Annotated in this window: 16 protein-coding genes and 1 pseudogene; 10 read left to right on the plus strand and 7 right to left on the minus strand. The window is 42.4% G+C overall.

Annotated features, from left to right (window positions below; genetic code table 11):
* Positions 1-31 precede the first annotated feature (31 nt).
* Positions 32-226 (plus strand): NF038104 family lipoprotein, encoded by a 195-nt coding sequence (locus JMW85_RS06530; protein WP_087815212.1) that lies wholly within the window; start codon positions 32-34, stop codon positions 224-226.
* A gap of 124 nt (positions 227-350) precedes the next feature.
* Here the strand turns inward: JMW85_RS06530 and purB are convergent, their stop codons facing one another.
* From purB to mnmA, 3 genes are all read right to left on the minus strand, one after another.
* On the minus strand, positions 351-1,742 hold the full coding sequence (gene purB, locus JMW85_RS06535; RefSeq protein WP_201553726.1) for an adenylosuccinate lyase: 1,392 nt from the start codon (positions 1,740-1,742) through the stop codon (positions 351-353).
* A gap of 149 nt (positions 1,743-1,891) precedes the next feature.
* Positions 1,892-3,745: a hypothetical protein gene (locus JMW85_RS06540; protein ID WP_087815217.1), complete on the minus strand. Its 1,854-nt coding sequence runs from the start codon at positions 3,743-3,745 to the stop codon at positions 1,892-1,894.
* A gap of 53 nt (positions 3,746-3,798) precedes the next feature.
* Positions 3,799-5,025: a tRNA 2-thiouridine(34) synthase MnmA gene (mnmA, locus tag JMW85_RS06545; protein WP_087815219.1), complete on the minus strand. Its 1,227-nt coding sequence runs from the start codon at positions 5,023-5,025 to the stop codon at positions 3,799-3,801.
* Between the two features lie 260 nt (positions 5,026-5,285).
* On the opposite strand from mnmA, the gene ispF reads away from it, so the two are divergent.
* The 6 genes from ispF (at position 5,286) to JMW85_RS06575 (ending at position 11,487) form a co-directional block, all read left to right on the plus strand.
* The gene (gene ispF, locus JMW85_RS06550; RefSeq protein ID WP_045446213.1) at positions 5,286-5,789 is read left to right on the plus strand and encodes a 2-C-methyl-D-erythritol 2,4-cyclodiphosphate synthase; all 504 of its coding nucleotides are present in this window, start codon (positions 5,286-5,288) and stop codon (positions 5,787-5,789) included.
* A gap of 216 nt (positions 5,790-6,005) precedes the next feature.
* Positions 6,006-6,356: a Grx4 family monothiol glutaredoxin gene (grxD, locus tag JMW85_RS06555; RefSeq protein WP_045446215.1), complete on the plus strand. Its 351-nt coding sequence runs from the start codon at positions 6,006-6,008 to the stop codon at positions 6,354-6,356.
* A 171-nt stretch (positions 6,357-6,527) separates the two neighbouring features.
* Entirely contained in the window at positions 6,528-7,058 is a 531-nt protein-coding gene (locus tag JMW85_RS06560) for a hypothetical protein (protein ID WP_087815221.1), read from the plus strand.
* Between the two features lie 264 nt (positions 7,059-7,322).
* Positions 7,323-9,218, plus strand: a complete 1,896-nt coding sequence (gene mnmG / locus JMW85_RS06565) for a tRNA uridine-5-carboxymethylaminomethyl(34) synthesis enzyme MnmG (RefSeq protein WP_087815223.1) — start codon at positions 7,323-7,325, stop codon at positions 9,216-9,218.
* A 216-nt stretch (positions 9,219-9,434) separates the two neighbouring features.
* On the plus strand, positions 9,435-10,394 hold the full coding sequence (locus tag JMW85_RS06570; RefSeq protein ID WP_087815225.1) for an AEC family transporter: 960 nt from the start codon (positions 9,435-9,437) through the stop codon (positions 10,392-10,394).
* Positions 10,395-10,455: 61 nt separating this feature from the next.
* A complete protein-coding gene (locus JMW85_RS06575; protein ID WP_087815227.1) occupies positions 10,456-11,487 on the plus strand; it encodes an ornithine cyclodeaminase family protein in 1,032 nt (343 codons plus the stop codon).
* Between the two features lie 148 nt (positions 11,488-11,635).
* Here the strand turns inward: JMW85_RS06575 and JMW85_RS06580 are convergent, their stop codons facing one another.
* The 4 genes from JMW85_RS06580 to katG all read right to left on the minus strand — a co-directional run bounded on the left by JMW85_RS06580 (position 11,636) and on the right by katG (position 16,567).
* Positions 11,636-11,806 carry a hypothetical protein gene (locus tag JMW85_RS06580; protein ID WP_176393081.1) on the minus strand — a complete coding sequence of 57 codons (171 nt, stop codon included), beginning with the start codon at positions 11,804-11,806 and terminating at the stop codon, positions 11,636-11,638.
* A 48-nt stretch (positions 11,807-11,854) separates the two neighbouring features.
* Positions 11,855-12,856 (minus strand): LLM class flavin-dependent oxidoreductase, encoded by a 1,002-nt coding sequence (locus tag JMW85_RS06585; RefSeq protein ID WP_087815229.1) that lies wholly within the window; start codon positions 12,854-12,856, stop codon positions 11,855-11,857.
* 354 nt (positions 12,857-13,210) lie between these two features.
* Entirely contained in the window at positions 13,211-14,140 is a 930-nt protein-coding gene (locus JMW85_RS06590; RefSeq protein ID WP_045446223.1) for a LysR substrate-binding domain-containing protein, read from the minus strand.
* Positions 14,141-14,389: 249 nt separating this feature from the next.
* A complete protein-coding gene (katG, locus tag JMW85_RS06595; RefSeq protein ID WP_201555040.1) occupies positions 14,390-16,567 on the minus strand; it encodes a catalase/peroxidase HPI in 2,178 nt (725 codons plus the stop codon).
* Between the two features lie 739 nt (positions 16,568-17,306).
* Between katG and JMW85_RS14205 the strand changes: the two genes are divergently transcribed.
* The 3 genes and pseudogenes from JMW85_RS14205 to prmC all read left to right on the plus strand — a co-directional run bounded on the left by JMW85_RS14205 (position 17,307) and on the right by prmC (position 20,080).
* Positions 17,307-18,215 (plus strand): MFS transporter, encoded by a 909-nt coding sequence (locus JMW85_RS14205; RefSeq protein ID WP_374220447.1) that lies wholly within the window; start codon positions 17,307-17,309, stop codon positions 18,213-18,215.
* A gap of 167 nt (positions 18,216-18,382) precedes the next feature.
* A pseudogene (locus tag JMW85_RS14510) lies at positions 18,383-19,141 on the plus strand (AmpG family muropeptide MFS transporter); the annotation flags it as partial.
* A 27-nt stretch (positions 19,142-19,168) separates the two neighbouring features.
* Positions 19,169-20,080 (plus strand): peptide chain release factor N(5)-glutamine methyltransferase, encoded by a 912-nt coding sequence (gene prmC, locus JMW85_RS06605; protein WP_087815233.1) that lies wholly within the window; start codon positions 19,169-19,171, stop codon positions 20,078-20,080.
* Positions 20,081-20,086 lie beyond the last annotated feature (6 nt).

The following is a 20,086-nucleotide window of genomic DNA, read 5'->3' on the forward strand; positions in this document are numbered from 1 at the left end:
ATCAATGCCTCTCATTATCCGTAGGAAATTTATGAAAAAATTACAATTTATCGTCATCATCGCCAGTATATTTATGCTGCAAGCTTGTGTGCATAAAATCGTCACTGTACCTGTAAAAGTCGCCTACAAAACTACTAAAGGCGTCGTCAAAGGTACTGTTGCTGTGACCAAAGCCATCATACCGGGTGATAGCAGTGATAAAAAAGATGAAGACGATAAAGAATAAAACCTCACCCATTAACTATGTATTTAAAAAAATCATAGTGTTTAGAGTAAGGTTTTTTGAAAAAAGATATAAATGAGCTCATTTATATCTTTTTTACATTTTATAAAGATAAGTTTGTTGCCAGTTAAATCTTAGCAATCCACTCTTTAATCGTGCGCGCTTGCTCCGCCGCATTACCGATATAAGTGGCTGGCGTCATCTCACGTAGGCGCGCTTTATCCGCATCGCTCACCGCAGATAGCTCATCACTTTCAACGAATGTCAGCATGGCTTCGCGAGTCATCGCATTACCACGAGTCAGAGCTTTAAGCTTCTCATATGGGTTTTCAACACGGTAGCGACGCATAACCGTTTGAATCGGCTCTGCCAATACTTCTTGTGCATTATCCAAATCGTCGTTTAAGCGCTGGGCATTCAATTCAAGTTTGCTGACACCTTTTAAACAAGCATCATAAGCAATCATGCTTTGTGCCAGACCAACACCGATATTACGAAGTACGGTAGAGTCTGATAAATCACGCTGCATACGTGAAATTGGCAGTTTTTCACCCAAATGAGCCAGCATGGCATTAGCAACGCCCAAGTTACCTTCTGAGTTTTCAAAATCAATCGGGTTCACTTTGTGCGGCATGGTAGAAGAACCAACTTCACCATCTTTTAGGCGCTGTTTAAAATAGCCTAAGCTAATATATTGCCAAATATCACGGTTAAAATCGATTAGGATGGTATTAAAACGTTTGACAGCATCAAATAGCTCGGCGATATAATCATGCGGCTCAATTTGCGTGGTATAAGGGTTAAAAGTCAGCTCAAGACTTTCATCGATGAAACGTTCTGCATGTGCTTGCCAATCGACGTCAGGGTATGAGGCGTAATGAGCGTTATAGTTACCAACCGCGCCATTGATTTTACCTAATAGCTCTACTTGACCGACTTGTTTGATTTGACGGGCTAAGCGATAAGCGACGTTTGCCATTTCTTTGCCTAGCGTCGTTGGGCTAGCGGTTTGACCATGAGTACGTGATAGCATGGGTTGGTCAGCATGGGTAATCGCTAAATCAACGATGCTATCAGTCACTTCTTGCATTTTAGCAACCACAATCTCGCGGCTGTCTTTTAGCATTAATGCATAAGACAAGTTGTTGATATCTTCACTAGTACACGCAAAATGAATAAATTCTAATGAATCTTCAAGTGCTGCCTGACCACGGAACTTGTCTTTGATAAAGTACTCAACGGCTTTTACATCATGATTGGTCGTCGCTTCGATGTCTTTGATAGCTTGGGCATCTGCTTCACTAAAGTCATCAACGATACTGTTTAAAAAGGCATTGGTATCGGTATCAAATGCTGCCAATTCACCAATAGCGCTGTTATCAGCCAATGACTGTAACCAGCGAATCTCGACAGTGACGCGGGCTTTAATGAGACCAAATTCAGATAAATAAGGACGCAAGCTGTCAGCTTTGGAGGCGTAACGACCATCGATTGGGGAGAGTGCGGTAAGTAAGTTCATAATAATGCCTTTAAATTAAAAAAGTAAAAGTGATGAAAACTGTGAAATCACACAAATGAACACATCATATAAGACTGTGGTCAAAAAAATACGGGTAGTGTAGCAAATGTAGCCGTTGATAAAATCAAAATATGCATATAACGCCATTATTAAGGGGCATCGGGTGTATTAGAGTATGTCGTGCCATACTTAGTATTAAAGTAAAAACTACGTTTTGTCCTTGGATCTAAAATTGAGGTTACCGTTTTAACAGTACCGTTATTGCCGATAACGACACTGTCTGCGGCATATTCGCTTGCTTGATGAATTGGATTCGCAAGTTTTGATGTCACTATCGCGCGATTCACATTTTTTTCTTGCAAGACATCTTGTAGAACAAAGTGATTGATACTAAGGTTGGCTCGATTGGTCGCAGTGATTTTGTAAGCAATACATTGTCCTGGAGTTACTTCAGATAGGGCGGCTTGACTATAGGCAAGCTTGTTTTCTAGATTTGGTAACAATGAGGAGATTTTGCAATCGTTAAGTGCTTGTTCTTTTTCAAGGACTAAAGCTGTGTTCTTATCAATCACTCTGCCAAAGTTATTATTTTCATAGTTATACTTGTTAGTAGTTAAGGAAATAACAGTTTTTTCATTAGTAGTACGAATGGGATAAGTGCTACCACTATTTTCTTCAATCAGGCAGACAGTACTTTTGCCAGTTAGAGAAGCGATAGGTATTTTAATCTCATATTTACCGACAATATTAGTAGGAATATTGATAGTTTCAAAAGGAGCATTGGTTGTACAGTCAACCAGCTTGACTGTGCTACCTGCAATACCACTTTCAGCAGAGTCAAAAGTACCATTGAAGAAGTTGGTATTGTTATATATACCGCTGTCTATCGTAGCGTTATCTTTTTTGACATTGATGTCGCTATCGTTTATACCGCCATTATCATTGAATACAGTGCCTGAAAAGACGTAATTCAATGGTTCACTTTCTACCCCAAAGCTGATCCATTCATTAAAAGTTTCACCGACTACGTTACGCGCAATGCCGATATTACCATTCATAATACCTTCATAGGTCAAAGTCACAGCGTTCGCATTTCTTACCGCGACAACGTAATTGCTTTGACTATTTTCAATGCCATAACTGACATAAGTACCACCATTGGAAATAGCCGTATTAGATGAGAGTGCAGAATACGTGCTGCCATTATTGATACTTTTAATAATATTTTCAAAAGTTGGCGTCGGTGGTAAAACCCCGTTATTTGAGCTAAGGGCGACTAGATTGTTAGTTAAAGTAGGGCTATATGGATTTTGGCTACCAGTAGCACCCGCTAGATTAGTAATATTATAATAATATAAACCACTACCATTCACATTTGAGCTATCGGTACGCAGCTGCGGGTTGAACACAGCATTTTGTGAATTCAATTGAGTCGCATTAAGTTTGGTCCCCATAAAATAATCACCCATTGCATTATAGTAATAGGGGACATCTGGGTTGTTTTTGATAGTGGCTTGCACAGGTAGACTAATTTGACTATTTTGGGTAAAACTTAACGTTTGACGTGCAATTTCTGAGTTACCACCCATTGAATAGCTGGCTTGACCAATTTTTATGGTATGTATAGAGGCGTTATCATTAGGCGTAATAGTGAAAGTGTACTCAAATTTATCTCTATCAATACTAGTATTAGAATCATTCCTGATCTCAATACCATTGGTACGCGTACCACTAGACGGTGTTATCTCAGCATTACTGTTATAACCAATATTTTCATTGCGCACTAAAGTAAAACGACCAGTAGCACCAGAACCTGCTGCGATATAGGTGCCAGAAGCAGTACCAGTCGAAGCATTAGAGCTGGTAACCGTAATACTACCCAGCTCTGATGGTGCTGACTGTGCACTAAATGACGCAGCAATGAAAGTAAGCGTAAGACCTCTCTTTACCCATATCGAACAAGAAAATGAGATATTCAGCAAGGCGAAAAGGCGAGCGGTCATTCAGTATCCTAAAAAAAGACAAATCATTGTATTAATTAATGTTAAATGAGATGTCAAATCCCGCAAGGCGCGTCAATAGAGGCAATGACACCGCCGCCCAAACAAACCTCATCGATATAAAATACTGCTGATTGACCTGGCGTCACTGCCCGTTGCGGCGCATCAAATATCACTCGTACTTCTAAACCTTTATCATCAACAGAAAACACTCGGCACGCTTGGTCTGGCTGACGGTAGCGCGATTTTGCCATACAACGTAAACCTTCATCGGTAAATATATCTGCAGGCGGTAAACCATCGACCCAATCGAGCTTATAAGCTTGCAGCTCATTACTCAGCATCATGGGATGCTCATGACCTTGTCCAACGATCAAACGGTTGTTGTCCAAGTCTTTTGCCAATACGAACCAAGGCTCTTCTGGGCGATCTTTGACACCGCCAATGCCAATACCACCGCGCTGACCTAACGTATAATACATTAAACCATCGTGTTGACCGATAATGTGACCATCGTCAGTGACGATATCGCCTTTTTGTGCCGGCAAGTACTGTTGTAAAAAGTCTTTAAAGCGGCGCTCACCAATAAAGCAAATACCCGTTGAATCCTTTTTATTGGCAGTAATAAGATCATGTTCTTCAGCGATTTGACGAACCACTGGTTTTTCAAGCTCACCGACTGGGAACAGTGTCTTAGCGATTTTATCGCCGCCAACCGCATGTAAAAAGTAACTTTGGTCTTTATTGTTATCAAGCCCGCGTAATAGCTGCGCAACCTCAGTGCCATTAGCATTCGTATAGTTCATACTACGGCGCGTGTAGTGACCGGTGGCGATATAATCTGCGCCCAACGTCAAAGCATAGTCTAAAAATGCTTTGAACTTGATTTCTTTGTTGCACAAAATATCTGGGTTGGGCGTACGACCCGCTTTGTATTCGGCCAAAAAATGCTCAAAAACCCGATCCCAATATTCCATGGCAAAATTGGCTGTGTGTAGCTTCATACCGATTTTGTCACATACCGCTTGTGCGTCCGCTAGGTCGTCCATTGCCGTACAGTATTCGGTGCCGTCATCTTCTTCCCAGTTCTTCATAAACAGACCTTCGACTTTAAAGCCTGCTTGTTGAAGTAAAACGGCTGATACAGAAGAATCAACGCCACCTGACATACCGACAATCACGTGCTTGGCGCTAGGATTTTCGATATCGGCAAGTGTTAATGGACGATGAGTCGTAAAAGACTCGGAAACGGCTATGCTTGAGGTATCTTGTATGGCTGACATAAAGCGGCTCAACTATTTGTACGTTCTCCAAAATAGATATTGACGCCAAAAATTATGCCATTGCTACAATAGGTAGTCTCAGCAGAACGACGTCAGCTTATCTTTTGGATCTGGTATTATGATAAAATAAACGTCATATTATACCAGTTAATTGAAACTGGTGGCGACCGATGGTGTCTAGGCATTGGTAAAATCGCTTTAGAAATTTAGATAGTGGTTTTGAATTATTTTAATCACGTTTCACTCATCTTGGAATAATAATGATAAAAATTGGTCAAGGTATCGACGTTCACGCTTTTCACAATAATGGTCAGCAGCAGCAATATGTGGTGCTAGCAGGTGTGCCTATTGAACACACGCACAGCTTGCTTGCACACTCTGATGGAGATGTGGTGCTGCATGCGCTTGCTGATGCACTGCTTGGTGCATTGGCGCTTGGCGATATCGGTCAGCATTTCCCTGATACAGATGCTGCCCATGCAGGGTTGGACTCGCGGGTGCTGCTACGTTATGTCTACAGTAAAGTGCAAGAGGCTGGTTATAGTCTAGGCAACGCTGATATCACTGTGATGTGTGAGCGTCCAAAGCTGGCACCGCACAGCCAAGCCATGCGTGATAATATTGCCAGTGATTTGCAGACTGCGGTCAATAATATCAGCGTTAAAGCCACCACCACTGAAAAGTTAGGCTTTACAGGTCGGCAAGAGGGCATTATGGCCAATGCCGTGGTATTATTAGTGCCTAATGTTGTCGAATCTAGATAGCTTGGATCGGGTGTCATCGCTGTTTGAGCACTCCGAGTCATATTGACTGGGTCAGTTGCGCGCAGATTTTATCTATGTAGATTTTATATATATAGTCTATAGAGTTGTACTTGTAATACCGTGGCGCTTGCCCCATGTATCAGCCATCTCTTTTCTCAATCATTTTGTAATATCAATCACTGTTTTCAATGAACCGCTTTATCAATAGGAGCTTTTATGAGTGAACAAACCCCAAATACTGCTGCAAACGACGTTGAACAATTGATCCGTGATCAAATCCGTGACAATAAAGTTATTATTTATATGAAAGGCACGCCGCAATTTCCGCAGTGCGGTTTTTCTGCTAAATCGATTGAAGTTCTTACTCAAATCGGTCGTCCATTTGCGTTTGTAAATATTTTAGAAAACCCAGAAATCCGTGCGACGTTACCTAAAGTGGCTAATTGGCCGACTTTTCCACAGTTGTGGATTGACGGCGAATTGATGGGCGGATCAGACATTATTTTGCAAATGTATCAATCAGGCGAGCTTAAGCCATTGGTTGAAGCAAACAGCCCTGCTGCATAATGCTGAAAACACTTATCTAAGCTTTTTTATTATCAAGCTGATAAGTTTTAACAATAAAAGCTCGAGCCAGTCCTTAGATGGGCGCTCGGGCTTTTATTGTTTTTGTCAGTATTGACCCCATATATGGCTCAACAGCAAGCATTATAAAAACATAAATAATGAGAGAGTATTATGAGCAATCAACTAATAGAACAACAAACACCTGAACCGGTATCTGCTGAGCAAGCGACCATAGAGAAACGCCGTGAGCATTTAAAAAATGAATCCACGCGCATCATTGAAATTGCTGGCAATGAGCCACATTCAGCCCTGAAATGTATTCATCAGCTTAGCGTGGCAGGCGGCGCAACAGAAGCCACTTATATTGCGATTGAGCAGCGTATCGTTGCGGATCAAGATTCTGCGGGCGCTTATCATTTGGCATTATTGGCACAGAATACGCCAGATTTACCTATCGATGCGCGTCAACTTATCGAGATGGTCGTTAATAAAGGTAATAACCAGCAGCGTTTGGCATTGCTAAAAAACTTGCTGCTACCGCCAGTGGACATGATTAAAGAGCAAATTTTGGCGAGTAATGATGGCGATGCTATTGGCTTGATGAATGCTTATTTGCAGATCAATCCAGAAGGTTATGGCAGTCAGCATATGCTGAGCAGTGGTCAATCAGATCAAATCGTACCGCTGAGCCCTGGTAACTAGGCGCTAATTATTAAGTTACTAGTTACTAAGTTTAAAAATGATGCTTAACACTTAATGTAAATAGTTTCTACTGCGGCGTTTTTTAAGCATCAAAAAATTGTTATAATGATGGGTTAGCAATCCAATATCTAGCGGCTTTTCCAAGTCGTTAACTTTTTAAATCCGACTGACGTTTATTTGCTGATGACCATGCTATTTAGCCATAAAATTCTGGTAATGATAGTTTTTGGCTAAAAGCAGCGTTATGAGTCAAGTGAGGCGTATATGCAATACCCAAAAAATTACGACGTGGTAGTGATCGGTGGTGGTCATGCTGGCACAGAAGCTGCTTTGGCAGCCGCACGTATGGGCGCGCAGACCTTGCTGTTGACACATAATATTGAGACGCTCGGGCAGATGAGTTGTAACCCTGCAATTGGTGGTATCGGCAAATCCCATCTGGTACGTGAGATTGATGCGCTTGGCGGTGCAATGGCATTGGCAACGGATAAGTCAGGCATTCAGTTTCGTGTGCTTAACAGTCGTAAAGGTGCTGCCGTTCGTGCTACGCGTGCGCAAGCAGATCGTATTTTATATAAAGCCGCCATTCGCCATACGCTTGAAAATCAGCCAAATCTTGATATATTCCAGCAAGCAGCTGATGATATCTTAGTTGAAAATGGTCGTGCGACGGCAGTGGTTACTGCAACGGGTATTATCTTTAATACGCAAACGGTGGTACTGACTTCAGGAACGTTCTTGGGCGGGGTGATTCATATTGGTCTCGAAAGCTCAAAAGGTGGTCGTGCAGGGGATCAACCTTCTATCAAGTTGGCTGATCGTTTACGTGAGCTTAAGCTGCCAGTCGGTCGTCTAAAGACAGGTACGCCAGCACGTATTGATGCACGTAGCGTTGATTTTAGTGTGATGACCGTACAGCCGGGCGATACGCCACTGCCAGTCATGAGTTATATGGGTGATGTGTCGATGCATCCAGAGCAGGTCAATTGCTACATCACCCATACCAATGCGCGCACCCATGACATCATCCGTGAAAATTTAGACCGTTCGCCGATGTTCTCTGGCAAAATCGAAGGTGTGGGTCCACGTTATTGTCCGTCAATTGAAGACAAGATTCATCGCTTTGCAGATAAAGACAGCCATCAGATATTTATCGAGCCAGAAGGTTTGACGACACATGAGCTATATCCAAATGGTATATCAACAAGTTTGCCGTTTGATGTGCAGTTAGAGTTTATTCATAGTATGAAAGGCTTAGAAAACGCGCATATCACCCGTCCAGGCTACGCGATTGAGTATGATTATTTTGATCCGCAAAATTTGAAACCAACGCTTGAGACCAAATCTATCGATCGTCTTTACTTCGCTGGGCAAATCAATGGTACGACTGGCTACGAAGAAGCTGGTGTACAGGGTTTGCTAGCAGGTACCAATGCGGCATTGGTTACTACTAATAATAGTGAGTTTGAAACGTGGACACCGCGCCGTGATGAAGCCTATCTTGGCGTGCTCGTTGATGATTTGATTACCCATGGTACGACTGAGCCATATCGTATGTTTACGAGCCGCGCAGAATATCGTCTACTATTACGTGAAGACAATGCAGATCAACGCCTAACTGAGACGGGTCGCAAGCTTGGTCTAGTAGATGATGTGCGCTGGCAAGCGTATCAAGAAAAAATGGAGGCGATCACAACGGAGACCTCACGTCTCAAAGATATGTGGGCAACCCCTGCTAATACGTTGGGCAAAAAAGTCACAGAGCAAACGGGCGAGGTGCTGTCAAAAGAATCAACTGCTTTTGATTTGCTCAAGCGTCCGCAGATTCATTTTGCTGATATCGCTGCCATCACTGATTCGCAGGTCGATACACAAGTAGGCGAGCAGATAGAGATTTCTGTCAAATACGCAGGCTATATTGATCGTCAGCAAGAAGACATTGATCAGATGAAACGCCTAGAAAATACAGCGCTACCACTGGACTTTGATTATAGCGTGGTATCGGGATTATCGAATGAAATTGTACAGAAATTGACGCAAATACGTCCTGCGACGCTTGCTCAAGCAGGACGCGTGAGCGGTGTGACGCCTGCAGCCGTTCAATTATTAGCTATGACAGTGAAGAAACATAAAAAAGCGAAGGCCGCGCTAGATTCGTAATAGTAGTATAACTAGTATAACAAAAGCCCATAGCGATATATCGTTATGGGCTTTTGTTTGTTAAAAATACAGCCGCTGTTAAAAGAAAATAGAGCAGGCGCTTGTCTTACTTGCTATTTTGTCTCTATACTAGGTTATAAAACTTAATGATTACTTGTTAATTTATCTCGCTGATGTCCATATCATGATGGGCTTGTCAACGAACTGAGCCTATTTATGATTGATGCTATTGTCTTTGCTATTACCATTGTCTTGCCCAACCTTGCCTTAATGTGGTTGGGTTTTTTTATGCAGAGACGCGGTGAGGCGAGCCAGACTTTTATTGACCAAGCATCGAGCTTTGTCTTTAATTACTGTTTACCCTGTTTGCTTTTTTTTAGCGTCGTTGATAGTGATGTCGATTACAGCAAACAAATCACGCTGATAGTGGCTGGTATTCTGGTGACATTCATCTTGTTTATAGGTGCAGAGATTTACGCCAAATATTTTGTGAGCAAACCGGCTGATCAAGGGGTGTTTGTACAAGGGATATTTCGGAGTAACATGGCTATTATTGGACTGGCAACGGTTGCTAATGCCTACGGAGAACGTGGCTTAAGCATCGGTGCTGTCTATATGGGTGTGGTGACGATACTGTTTAATATCTTAGCGGTTATCACTCTCAGCCGTGTTTCCAAAAGTGTGGATGATACTTGGCTCAGTCGCAGTACCATGATTATCAAAAAACTATTTACCAACCCACTGATTATCGCATTGGTAGCAGCATTTGCTTATAAGGCGTCACCGCTGCCGCCTATTACAGGTGTGATTCATACGACTGGCGATTTACTGGCCGCGGTGGCATTGCCCTTAGCATTGATTTGCGCCGGTGCCAGTATTGATTTGAAGTCGATGTTGCACCCTTCAGGGCTGTCCATGCAGGCGAGTATCGGACGTATTATTGTTGCGCCATTGATTGCCATCGCTATTGGATTGGGATTTGGTCTATCAGGTGTGCATATGGGTGTGTTGTTTTTGATGGCAGCCTCACCAACAGCCGCCGCCAGCTATGTAATGGCAAAAGCCATGGGTGGCAATGATGTGTTAGCTGCTAATATTTTGGCTTTTACCACCGTCGTAGGTATGTTTGGAATGGCGATTGGTGCGGCAATATTACGCGGGTTGGGATTAATGTAGTAGCCGTTTTGGCGTGATAAAACATGTTCTAATAATAAATCTATAAATAGGAGTACTCAAATTGCAATTACTAAACAAAGCAATCGTGACCGAACATCTCAATATGCAATCTGCCATTGGGGCGATAGAAGCATTGTTACATCAACAGGCAGCGCACCCCAACTGGATCAAAGCGCCTGAACGTTTGGTCATTGAAACTTTTAGTGAAGATGACACTCATCGCTCAGGTTCGCATTTATCAATGCCCGCGACGATTTATGATGGTAAGAATGAGTATACCGCGGTAAAATTGGTCACCATTTGTCCTGATAATCCGAGCCGAAATTTACCAACCACAACGGCGATTATTACCGTGTCAAACAATGATACTGGTGAGATATTGGCAATTATGGATGGGATTTATATTACTCAAGTGCGTACGGCGGCATTGTCAGGCATTGCGACCAAATATATGGCAAGCGCTGACTGTCAAAGTGTGGCGGTGGTCGGTTGTGGTGGCATGGCTTATGAGCAATTACATGCGGTTTTGACGGTACGTCCTGAGATTAAAACAGTATATTTATGGAATAGAAGCAGGGAAGGCGCTGAGATTTTCAAAGTGAAATTTACTCGTGAGTATCCGCAATGGGACGTTACTATAACGGTTTGCGAAAATATCAATGATGCTATCCGTGATGCAGATGTTATCAATGTCGCAACCCGTGCAACAGAAGGTTTGTTTGATCTCAACCATATTAAATCTGATGCACACATCAACGCAGTCGGCGCCTATCAGCCTTCAATGAAAGAGATAAGCAATGATGTCATTGCAAACAGTCGCATGGTCGTTGTCGATGATTTGGTTGGCAGTCGTCATGAAGCGGGCGATTTAATCCAAGCTCACGATAGTGTCGATTGTGCATGGACATGGGACGACCTCAGTGGTGACTTACAAGCGCTAGTCACAGGGGCGCTACAAGAAAAAACCGCTAAGTCTAATCATGGTGTTACGTTATTTAAATCGGTTGGTGCAGCCAGTTTTGATGCAGCAGTCGCTCTATATGTCGCACAACAAGCCGCACAAAAAAATCTTGGCTCGTCAATTGAATGGTAAGGCCGTCTGAATAACAGTACGTAAAGATTGCTGTATTTTTATTATGTAGCAAGCCAAAAAAAGCCCTCTTTCTAAATAAGAAAGAGGGTTTTTTATATTGCTTTAAACGTTAAATTAATACGCCCCCAGCATATTTTTAGAGCGTTTATTAATTTGAATTGTCTTTATTGCGTTTGTCTTCGCGCCGCTGCTTACGTTTTGGGCTGGTGCGGTAGGTCAAATAACCACCGACAGCCATCACCGCAAGAAAGGCCACAATGTACATAAATATTGATGAGCCAATAAGCAGTGAGGCACCGATAATAGGAGTTGCATCCATGTCAAACATCCAGCTAAGGTTTATTAATAATTATGCAAGTGTCTGATTTCATTGTAAAGTAAATAAATTTAACTCAGGTGTAAGTTCCAGTGAACGCATGCGCGCTGCCTGATCGTAAACGTTAGCCGTCACAATCAGCTCGTCTGGCTCATACTGAGCAAGGAATGCCGCCAGTCTCGGTTTCACAGTTTCTACAGAACCTATGAATGACACTGACAATGCGCTATCCACCATCATTTTTTCAGCAGGGCTCCAGATACTGTCCATATCGTGAGTAGGTTTCGGCATTTGACCTGTCTCACCACGGCGCAAGCGTACGAAGCTTTGCTGCGCAGAGGTAAAATGATACTGTGCATTAGCATCGTCATCGGCGAGTAGTAAATTGGCTGCTAGCATGACATAAGGCTTGTCCAAATAGGCTGATGGTCTGAACTGTTCACGATAGGCTGTAATCGCTTGCCCAAGCATTTGCGGTGCAAAGTGTGAGGCAAACACATAAGGAAGTCCTAGATGCGCCGCTAACGTAGCCCCAAAAAGAGAAGAGCCTAATATCCAGATAGGAACGTTTGACTTTGCCCCAGGAAATGCCTGTACTGGGCTATTATCTGTACCGTTCCCTAAAAAGTACATCAATTCTTGAACGTCTTGCGGAAAGCGATCAGCATCTTGCATCTGACGGCGTAGTGCCTGAAAGGTTGCGCCATCAGTACCCGGCGCACGACCCAGCCCTAAATCTACGCGATCACCATATAATGCCTGCAAAGTGCCGAATTGCTCAGCGATGACGAGCGGTGCATGGTTCGGAAGCATCACACCACCAGCACCAATACGTATATGCTTGGTTTGGCTACCGATATGCGCTAGTAGTACTGACGTCGCTGCACTGGCGATGCCCGGCATATTGTGATGCTCTGCCATCCAATAACGGTTTAAGCCGAATTTTTCTGCTTGCTGTGCTGTCTCAACCGTTTGGGCAATGCCCTCAGCGATGGTTTTACCTTCAGGCACGGGTGCTAGGTCTAAAAAGGATAAGGGAATAGCGTTACTCATAAATCACCTATTTTTATGATGCCGCCTTTCAACGACATGGTTATATGGTTATATTGGTATTTGATTCTAGTTATAAAAGAGACTAGCGACAGCAATGATAAACCAGCACCTCAAGAATCTAGTACTAATTCAATATTGCTGTAACTAGTCGTTCAATAGTTCATATAATGGGGCGGTTCTATTGAATATAAAGGTTATAAGTTAAGACGATAACAAATCTTAATAATGGGGTAGAGTTATAAGAATCACATGCGCGGCAGTCGATTTTGAGTAGAAATGAGAATAGAAAATGGCATCATTATCTGTTGATAACGATGCCATTGACGTTTAGTGAAAATATGAATGAATGGTTCTTTACTGGCTAAATTGTTTTTGACACAGTTCCATAAATGCTCGACCATACTGACGAATTTCTGCATCATCACGTACCGCCATCCAACTGGTAAAGCGCCCAAAGTGATCGACAGGTATCGCAGTTAAATTTTGATAGTGACTCGGTTCAAACGCCATCTCTGCGATAATGCCGATACCCAAGCCCAGACCTACGTAAGTACTGATTACATCAGCATCGAGTGCTGCTAGCACGATATCTGGTTCCAATCCTGCTTCTTCAAAAGTTTTGTCAATTGCACCGCGCCCCGTAAAGCCACCGTGATAGGTCACAATCGGATAGCTGGCGAGGGTCGGCAAATCCACAGACTCGTGATTGGCCAGTTCGTGATCGCTTGGCACAATGACGCGATGCGTCCAGTCATAATAGCGATAGCAGCGTAAATAATTGTTATGAAGTAAAGACTCGGTTGCAATGCCAATATCTGCCTGCCCGCGAATGACCATCTGCGCGATGGTCTCTGGATCCGCTTGTTGTAGTATTAGGTTGACTTTGGGGAAGCGCTCTTTAAACTCTTTGACGACTTGCGGCAATACATATCGCGCTTGCGTGTGAGTGGTGGCAATCGTCAACGTGCCAATATTCGGATTATTAAAATCGAGACTTAGGTTTTCAATCGTACGGATCTCGGCGAAGATAGATTCGATATGCGGCATTAGTGCTGTACCCATGGTCGTAAGACCCGTTAGGCGTTTGCCTTGACGGACGAATACTTCCGTTTTGAGCTGATTTTCAAGTGCCGCAATATGTTTTGATAGGCTAGATTGGCTGGTGTGCAGTACGGTCGCCGCCTGACTTAAGTTATAGCCATTAATCACCGTATGCCATACTGTCTCCAACTGCTTGAGCTGAATCTGTAAATGCCGCTGATTGACCACTACGTCGATTGCCATAACTAAATCCTATTGTATAAATATACAAACCCTGTCTGTATACAAAAGTGAAAATGTACAAATATGCAGTAAGCAGGTAGTGTAAAACAAAGTGTTTATTCTTGTATATACTTAATGGTTATCTATTTATGTTTATTTGGAATATAGAATAAGTCGTTTGTCCGTTGCTAGAAGTAAACCATTACAATAAAAAAACCCTCGATTAAAGAGGGCTTTTTTAAGATAAAGGCGTATCTATTTCAGTGGGTTTTAGCGAAAACGATCCGCATTCATGACTTTATTCCAAGCATTCACAAAGTCTTTAACGAATTTCTCTAAGTTGTCATCTTGTGCGTAGAGCTCAGCATAAGCGCGTAGGATAGAGTTAGACCCAAACACGAGGTCTACACGGCTGGCTTGCCATTTCAGATTGCCAGTAGCACGTTCACGTACTTCATAGAGAGCAGAGGCGTTATTATTGTCTGTCTTAACGGGATGCCAAGAATAGCTCATGTCTGTCAAGTTCACAAAGAAGTCATTGCTAAGTGTTCCAGCACGCTCAGTAAAGACCCCTTGTTGGCTCTGAGCGTAGTTGGTATCCAAGACACGCATACCACCGATTAAAACGACCATTTCAGGTGCAGTCAAGCCCATCAGCTGAGTACGATCTAATAGCATCTCTTCAGGTGATATGGCATAGCTGCCTTTGATCCAGTTACGGTAGCCATCATGTCGTGGCTCTAAATCAGAGAAGCTCTCTGTTTCAGTCATCTCATCGCTCGCATCGCCACGACCCGCATCGAATGGCACTTCAATTTGAACATCTGCATTAGCTGCTGCTTTTTCAATGGCGGTGTTACCAGCGAGTACCACTAAATCTGCGATGCTGACGTCTTTATCAAAGTTCGTTTGAATGGCAGTGAGCGCCTCAAGTACGCGAGCCAATTGCTCAGGCTCATTACCTAGCCAGTCTTTTTGCGGGGCTAAACGAATGCGTGCACCATTGGCGCCGCCGCGATAGTCTGAGGCGCGGAATGTACGAGCGCTATCCCAAGCGGTAATAATAAATTCGCGATGGTCGATACCACTGCCTAGTATCTGTGCTTTTAAGATTGCAATATCATCAGCGCTCAGATTAACATTGCCTTGTGGAATTGGATCCTGCCAAGTGAAGTCCTCGCTTGGCACATCCGCCCCTAAATAGCGAGATTTTGGCCCCAAATCACGATGGGTAAGCTTAAACCAAGCTTTTGCAAATACTTCATCGAAATATTCTGGATTTTGATGAAAGTTCTCTGAAATTTTACGATAAGCAGGGTCTTTAATCATTGCCATATCAGCATCGGTCATGATTGGGTTGCGGCGTACACTTGGATCATGTGCATCTAAAGGCCGATCCTCTTCCTTGATATCGATAGGCTCCCACTGCCAAGCACCAGCAGGACTCTTAGTCAGTGCCCACTCATGATTTAGCAATAACTCAAAATACTCATAATCCCATTGGGTTGGATGCGTCGTCCATGCACCTTCGATACCACTTGAGACGGTGTCGCCAGCATTGCCTGTACCTTTAGGGTTGCGCCAACCTAGACCTTGCTCTTTGATGTCAGCCGCTTCTGGCTCATCTTCTAATAAGGTAGCGTCACCATTACCATGACATTTACCAACCGTGTGACCGCCAGCAGTCAAGGCGACCGTTTCTTCATCATTCATTGACATACGAGCAAAAGTTGTACGAATATCTTGTGCCGTTTTAATAGGATCGGGGTTGCCGTCGACGCCTTCAGGGTTGACATAAATCAAGCCCATCTGTACCGCTGCTAAAGGGTTTTCTAGTGATTCACGCTGATTATCATCTTCATAACGATTTTTGGTAGCCGCCAGCCATTCACGCTCGGAACCCCAATAGATATCCTTTTCTGGATGCCAAATATCGGTACGTCCACCAGCGAAACCTAACGTCTTAAAGCCCATAGATTCATAAGCCATATTACCCGCTAGTATCATCAAATCTGCCCAAGAAAGTTTGTTACCATACTTTTTCTTGATTGGCCATAATAGACGACGTGCTTTGTCCAAGTTGACATTGTCTGGCCAACTGCTTAATGGCGCAAAGCGTTGATTACCAGTGTTAGAACCACCGCGGCCGTCAGAGCGTCGATAAGTACCAGCAGAATGCCAAGCCATACGAATCATCAACCCACCATAATGACCCCAATCTGCTGGCCACCATGGTTGTGACTCAGTCATTAGATTTTTTAAATCTTGCTTGACGGCTTCTAAATCTAATTGCTTAAAGGCTTCTGCATAATCAAAGTCAGGATCCATTGGATTGGTTTTGTGATCCTGCTGATGCAAGATATCTAAATTTAAGCTATTCGGCCACCAGTCGGTTGCTGCCGAGGCGTTCGTAGTATGCGCTTGGTGCATGACAGGACAGCCACCCATGCTTGGACGTTGTGGCTCGTGCGAAGTATCTACATTTTCACTATGAATGGTTGGTCCATGACCATCTCCTTTATCATAAGTGGTGTTACTTGCAGCATCTGATGTTGAGTTTGAGTTAGTCATCATGTGGCTCCTAGGCAGTAATCAGATAAATGGCAATCGAGTGTGTTATTTACTATTGTTTGCAAAAATCATTTGTCATCTCTAGCATATAGAAGAATGATTGATTCAGGGAACTAATTTATACAAACATATTGTTTTATAAAATAAATGGTATATCAAATAATGTTTTAATTTATGAATATATAAAAGTAAGAATGTAGCAAGAATTTCTGGTTATTAAAGCATGAATTATTAATAACTTATCAGGATAATGATTGGCTAATCACAAGAGAAAGGGGTTTATATAAAAGGGTTGTGATGCAAAATGCGATATTTTCCTTATTTTTATACCCATTCTTAATATGAAAGTAAACCCTAGTCTATAAGTTAGGTTTTATTCACTAGTAGAAAGAAAGGTTAATGCAAAAATATCGTTAGAATGTCTAGTCAAGGTCAGCGTTCTCAAGTACCATAATTCAATTTTGTTGTAATGGCTGTATTTGTGCAACGTTAAGCAATTTTTATCGATCCCGTTTATCAGTGCTATTTATCAGTATCAGTTACCGATAGATGATACTAATGATTGATAAAAATTGTGCGCGGTTGTGTTCTTTTTCTTAAGTGCTAGTGAGCGATTATGTCTGCTGTCAAATCTGTGCCACCCAATCAATCAGCTGTCAAAAAATCATGGTCTGATGCATTGAAATCTTTTTCAGATATTCGTGTGATGATTATGTTATTTCTTGGATTTTCAGCAGGTGTACCTATTCTGTTGGTTTTTTCAAGTCTATCACTATGGCTTAGTGAAGCGGGTTTAGAAACCGGTGTGATAACAATGTTTGGTTGGGCAGGTCTTGGTTATTCGTTTAAGTTTATTTGGGCGCCGTTGATTGACTCAATGCCACTTCCTTTCTTAACTAAATGGCTAGGTAGGCGTCGGGCATGGATGTTTATGTCACAACTGATGATACTGGTTGCTATTTTTACGATGGCTAGTGTTAACCCTGTTGCTGAAAACGTCCTTTGGGTTATGGCGCTTGGTGCTGTTTTGCTTGGTTTTTCATCAGCTACTCAGGATATCGTTGTTGATTCTTATCGTATTGAGTTGGCAGGGTTTGAATTGCAACCTACGTTGTCTTCAGTATATGTCGCTGGTTATCGTATTGGCATGATTGTCGCAGGCGCAGGCGCACTTTATTTAGCAAGTTATTTTGGCTCTTCTGAAGAGCTTTATAATTATGAAGCATGGCGCAATACTTACTATACGATGATGGGTGTCATGTCAGTCGGTTTATTAACGACGTTTGCTATTTATGAGCCAGCAGCACAGTCATTAGAAATATATAAACAAAAAAGAAATTTAAAAATATTTTCCATATACGCGGCTTTTCTCCTTATCCCTGGTGTGATTTATGGATTGCCAGTATTCGTCAGCACCTTTGCAACCAGAGTATTGAGTAGGCCTTTAACGTTAATACCTATTGAGTACTTGCCAGCGATTAATATGTATTTCTTGATGGTAATGGCATGCGCACTTTCTTACTGATATTTTTTATTTTAAATCAACCCAAAATAGTGAACAAAATTGACTCAGTTGTACAGTCTCGTGATGACAATATTAGAATATTATTCTTATTTATCTTGTCAGTTTTTGCGTTTATAGGCGCTTTTGTATTTATAGGTAAAATATTCCAAGCTCCTGATGACAGTGTTTTTCTAAAGTTTTTGATAGAAGTAGTGAGATTGTTGGGTAGTGTGGCTGTGGCTATGGTTGTGGGATATGCGCTTATATCAGTCGGGCTGGCAAAAAAAGAGGTGGCAAAAAGATTGTGGGTAGAGCCTATTGCTGATTTTTTCCGTCGCTATGGTAAGCAGGCAATACTGTTGCTATTGTTGATAGGTTTTTATCGTGTGTCAGATATTGTCGCAGGCAATCTATCAAACGTTTTCTACGCTAAGATGGGTTTTACTAAAATTCAGATTGCTGACGCGGTCAAATTTCTGGGATTGTTTATGACGATTGCAGGTGGATTTTTAGGTGGCCTTGTTGCTCAAAAAATGAAGATGATGCATGTCATGTTGATTGGTGCTATAGCATCGAGTACAACCAATCTTCTATTTATTCTATTGACCTATCATCCTGGTGATATGAATTATATGTACCTAGCAGTGGTTGTTGATAATTTGGCAGCAGGTTTTGCGACTGCTGTTTTTATTGCATTTTTATCAGCGCTTACTTCAGTTAAGTTTACCGCTGTACAGTACGCTATATTTTCATCACTCATGACTTTGTTTCCAAAAGTACTGGGTGGGTATTCAGGTGGCATTTCAGACAACATTGGATTTGCCAACTTTTTCTTAATCACATTCTTGATTGGGATACCTGTCTTGATACTTATTTATTTGGTAGACAAGCATGTGGTTATTGGTAGCAATGACGATCCAGTTGAACTTTCTACCAAACTTGAGTAATCAATTTTAATAGGTGATGAACTATATATGACAGCATCAAGTATTCGTCAAATAAAGCAGCACATTCAGCAATTGACGAATGAGACTGCAAATAGCAAGCTACCGTCATTTTGGCTAACAGATTGGCTGTTGTATGTCGTCGAGAAGCCTGCGATATTTTTAATAACGGATGAAGATTACCAATTAACTGATAGTGAATTTGAGCAATTCAATGCAGGTGTAAAAAAGATGCAGCAAGGAATGCCACTTGCGTATTTGACTGGTCAGCAAGAGTTCTGGTCGCTGATATTTACTGTTAATGAGCACACTTTAATTCCGCGACCTGATACTGAGATACTGATTGAGCAAGTATTAACTTGGATAAAATATCAGCCAAACAGTGTCAGCAGCCCAAAACGGTTATTGGATTTAGGGACGGGTTCAGGTTGTATTGCGATTAGTCTTGCACATGAGTTAAATACGCAGCGTTCAGACAGTGAGGCAGAAAGTTGGCAAGTCGTTGCGGTGGATATGTCGCCAGAAGCGCTCAAGGTTGCTCAGCACAATGCAGTTATCAATGATGTTGCTGATATTGAGTTTATACAAAGCAGTTGGTATGACGAGCTGCCCAGTCATGGCGAGCTATTATTTGATGTGATTGTGTCCAATCCTCCTTATATCGATGAGGAAGATGAGCATTTAGCACGCCTTGTAGCCGAACCTATTAGTGCCTTAAGTGCTTCCAATCATGGGCTTGCCGATATAGAGCATATCGTAGGACAGTCACCGAAATACTTGCGTGTCGGTGGGCTACTGGCTATCGAACATGGTTTTGACCAAGGTGATGCCGTTCGCAAGTTGTTTGTAGACAGTGACTTCGAATCTGTGCGTACAGTACAAGATTATGGTGGTAATGATCGTGTTACGCTGGGTCAAATTAAGTCATCAGATTTTTGTTAGTAGACT

The organism is Psychrobacter glacincola, from assembly GCF_904846075.1.
Lineage (GTDB): Bacteria > Pseudomonadota > Gammaproteobacteria > Pseudomonadales > Moraxellaceae > Psychrobacter > Psychrobacter glacincola_C.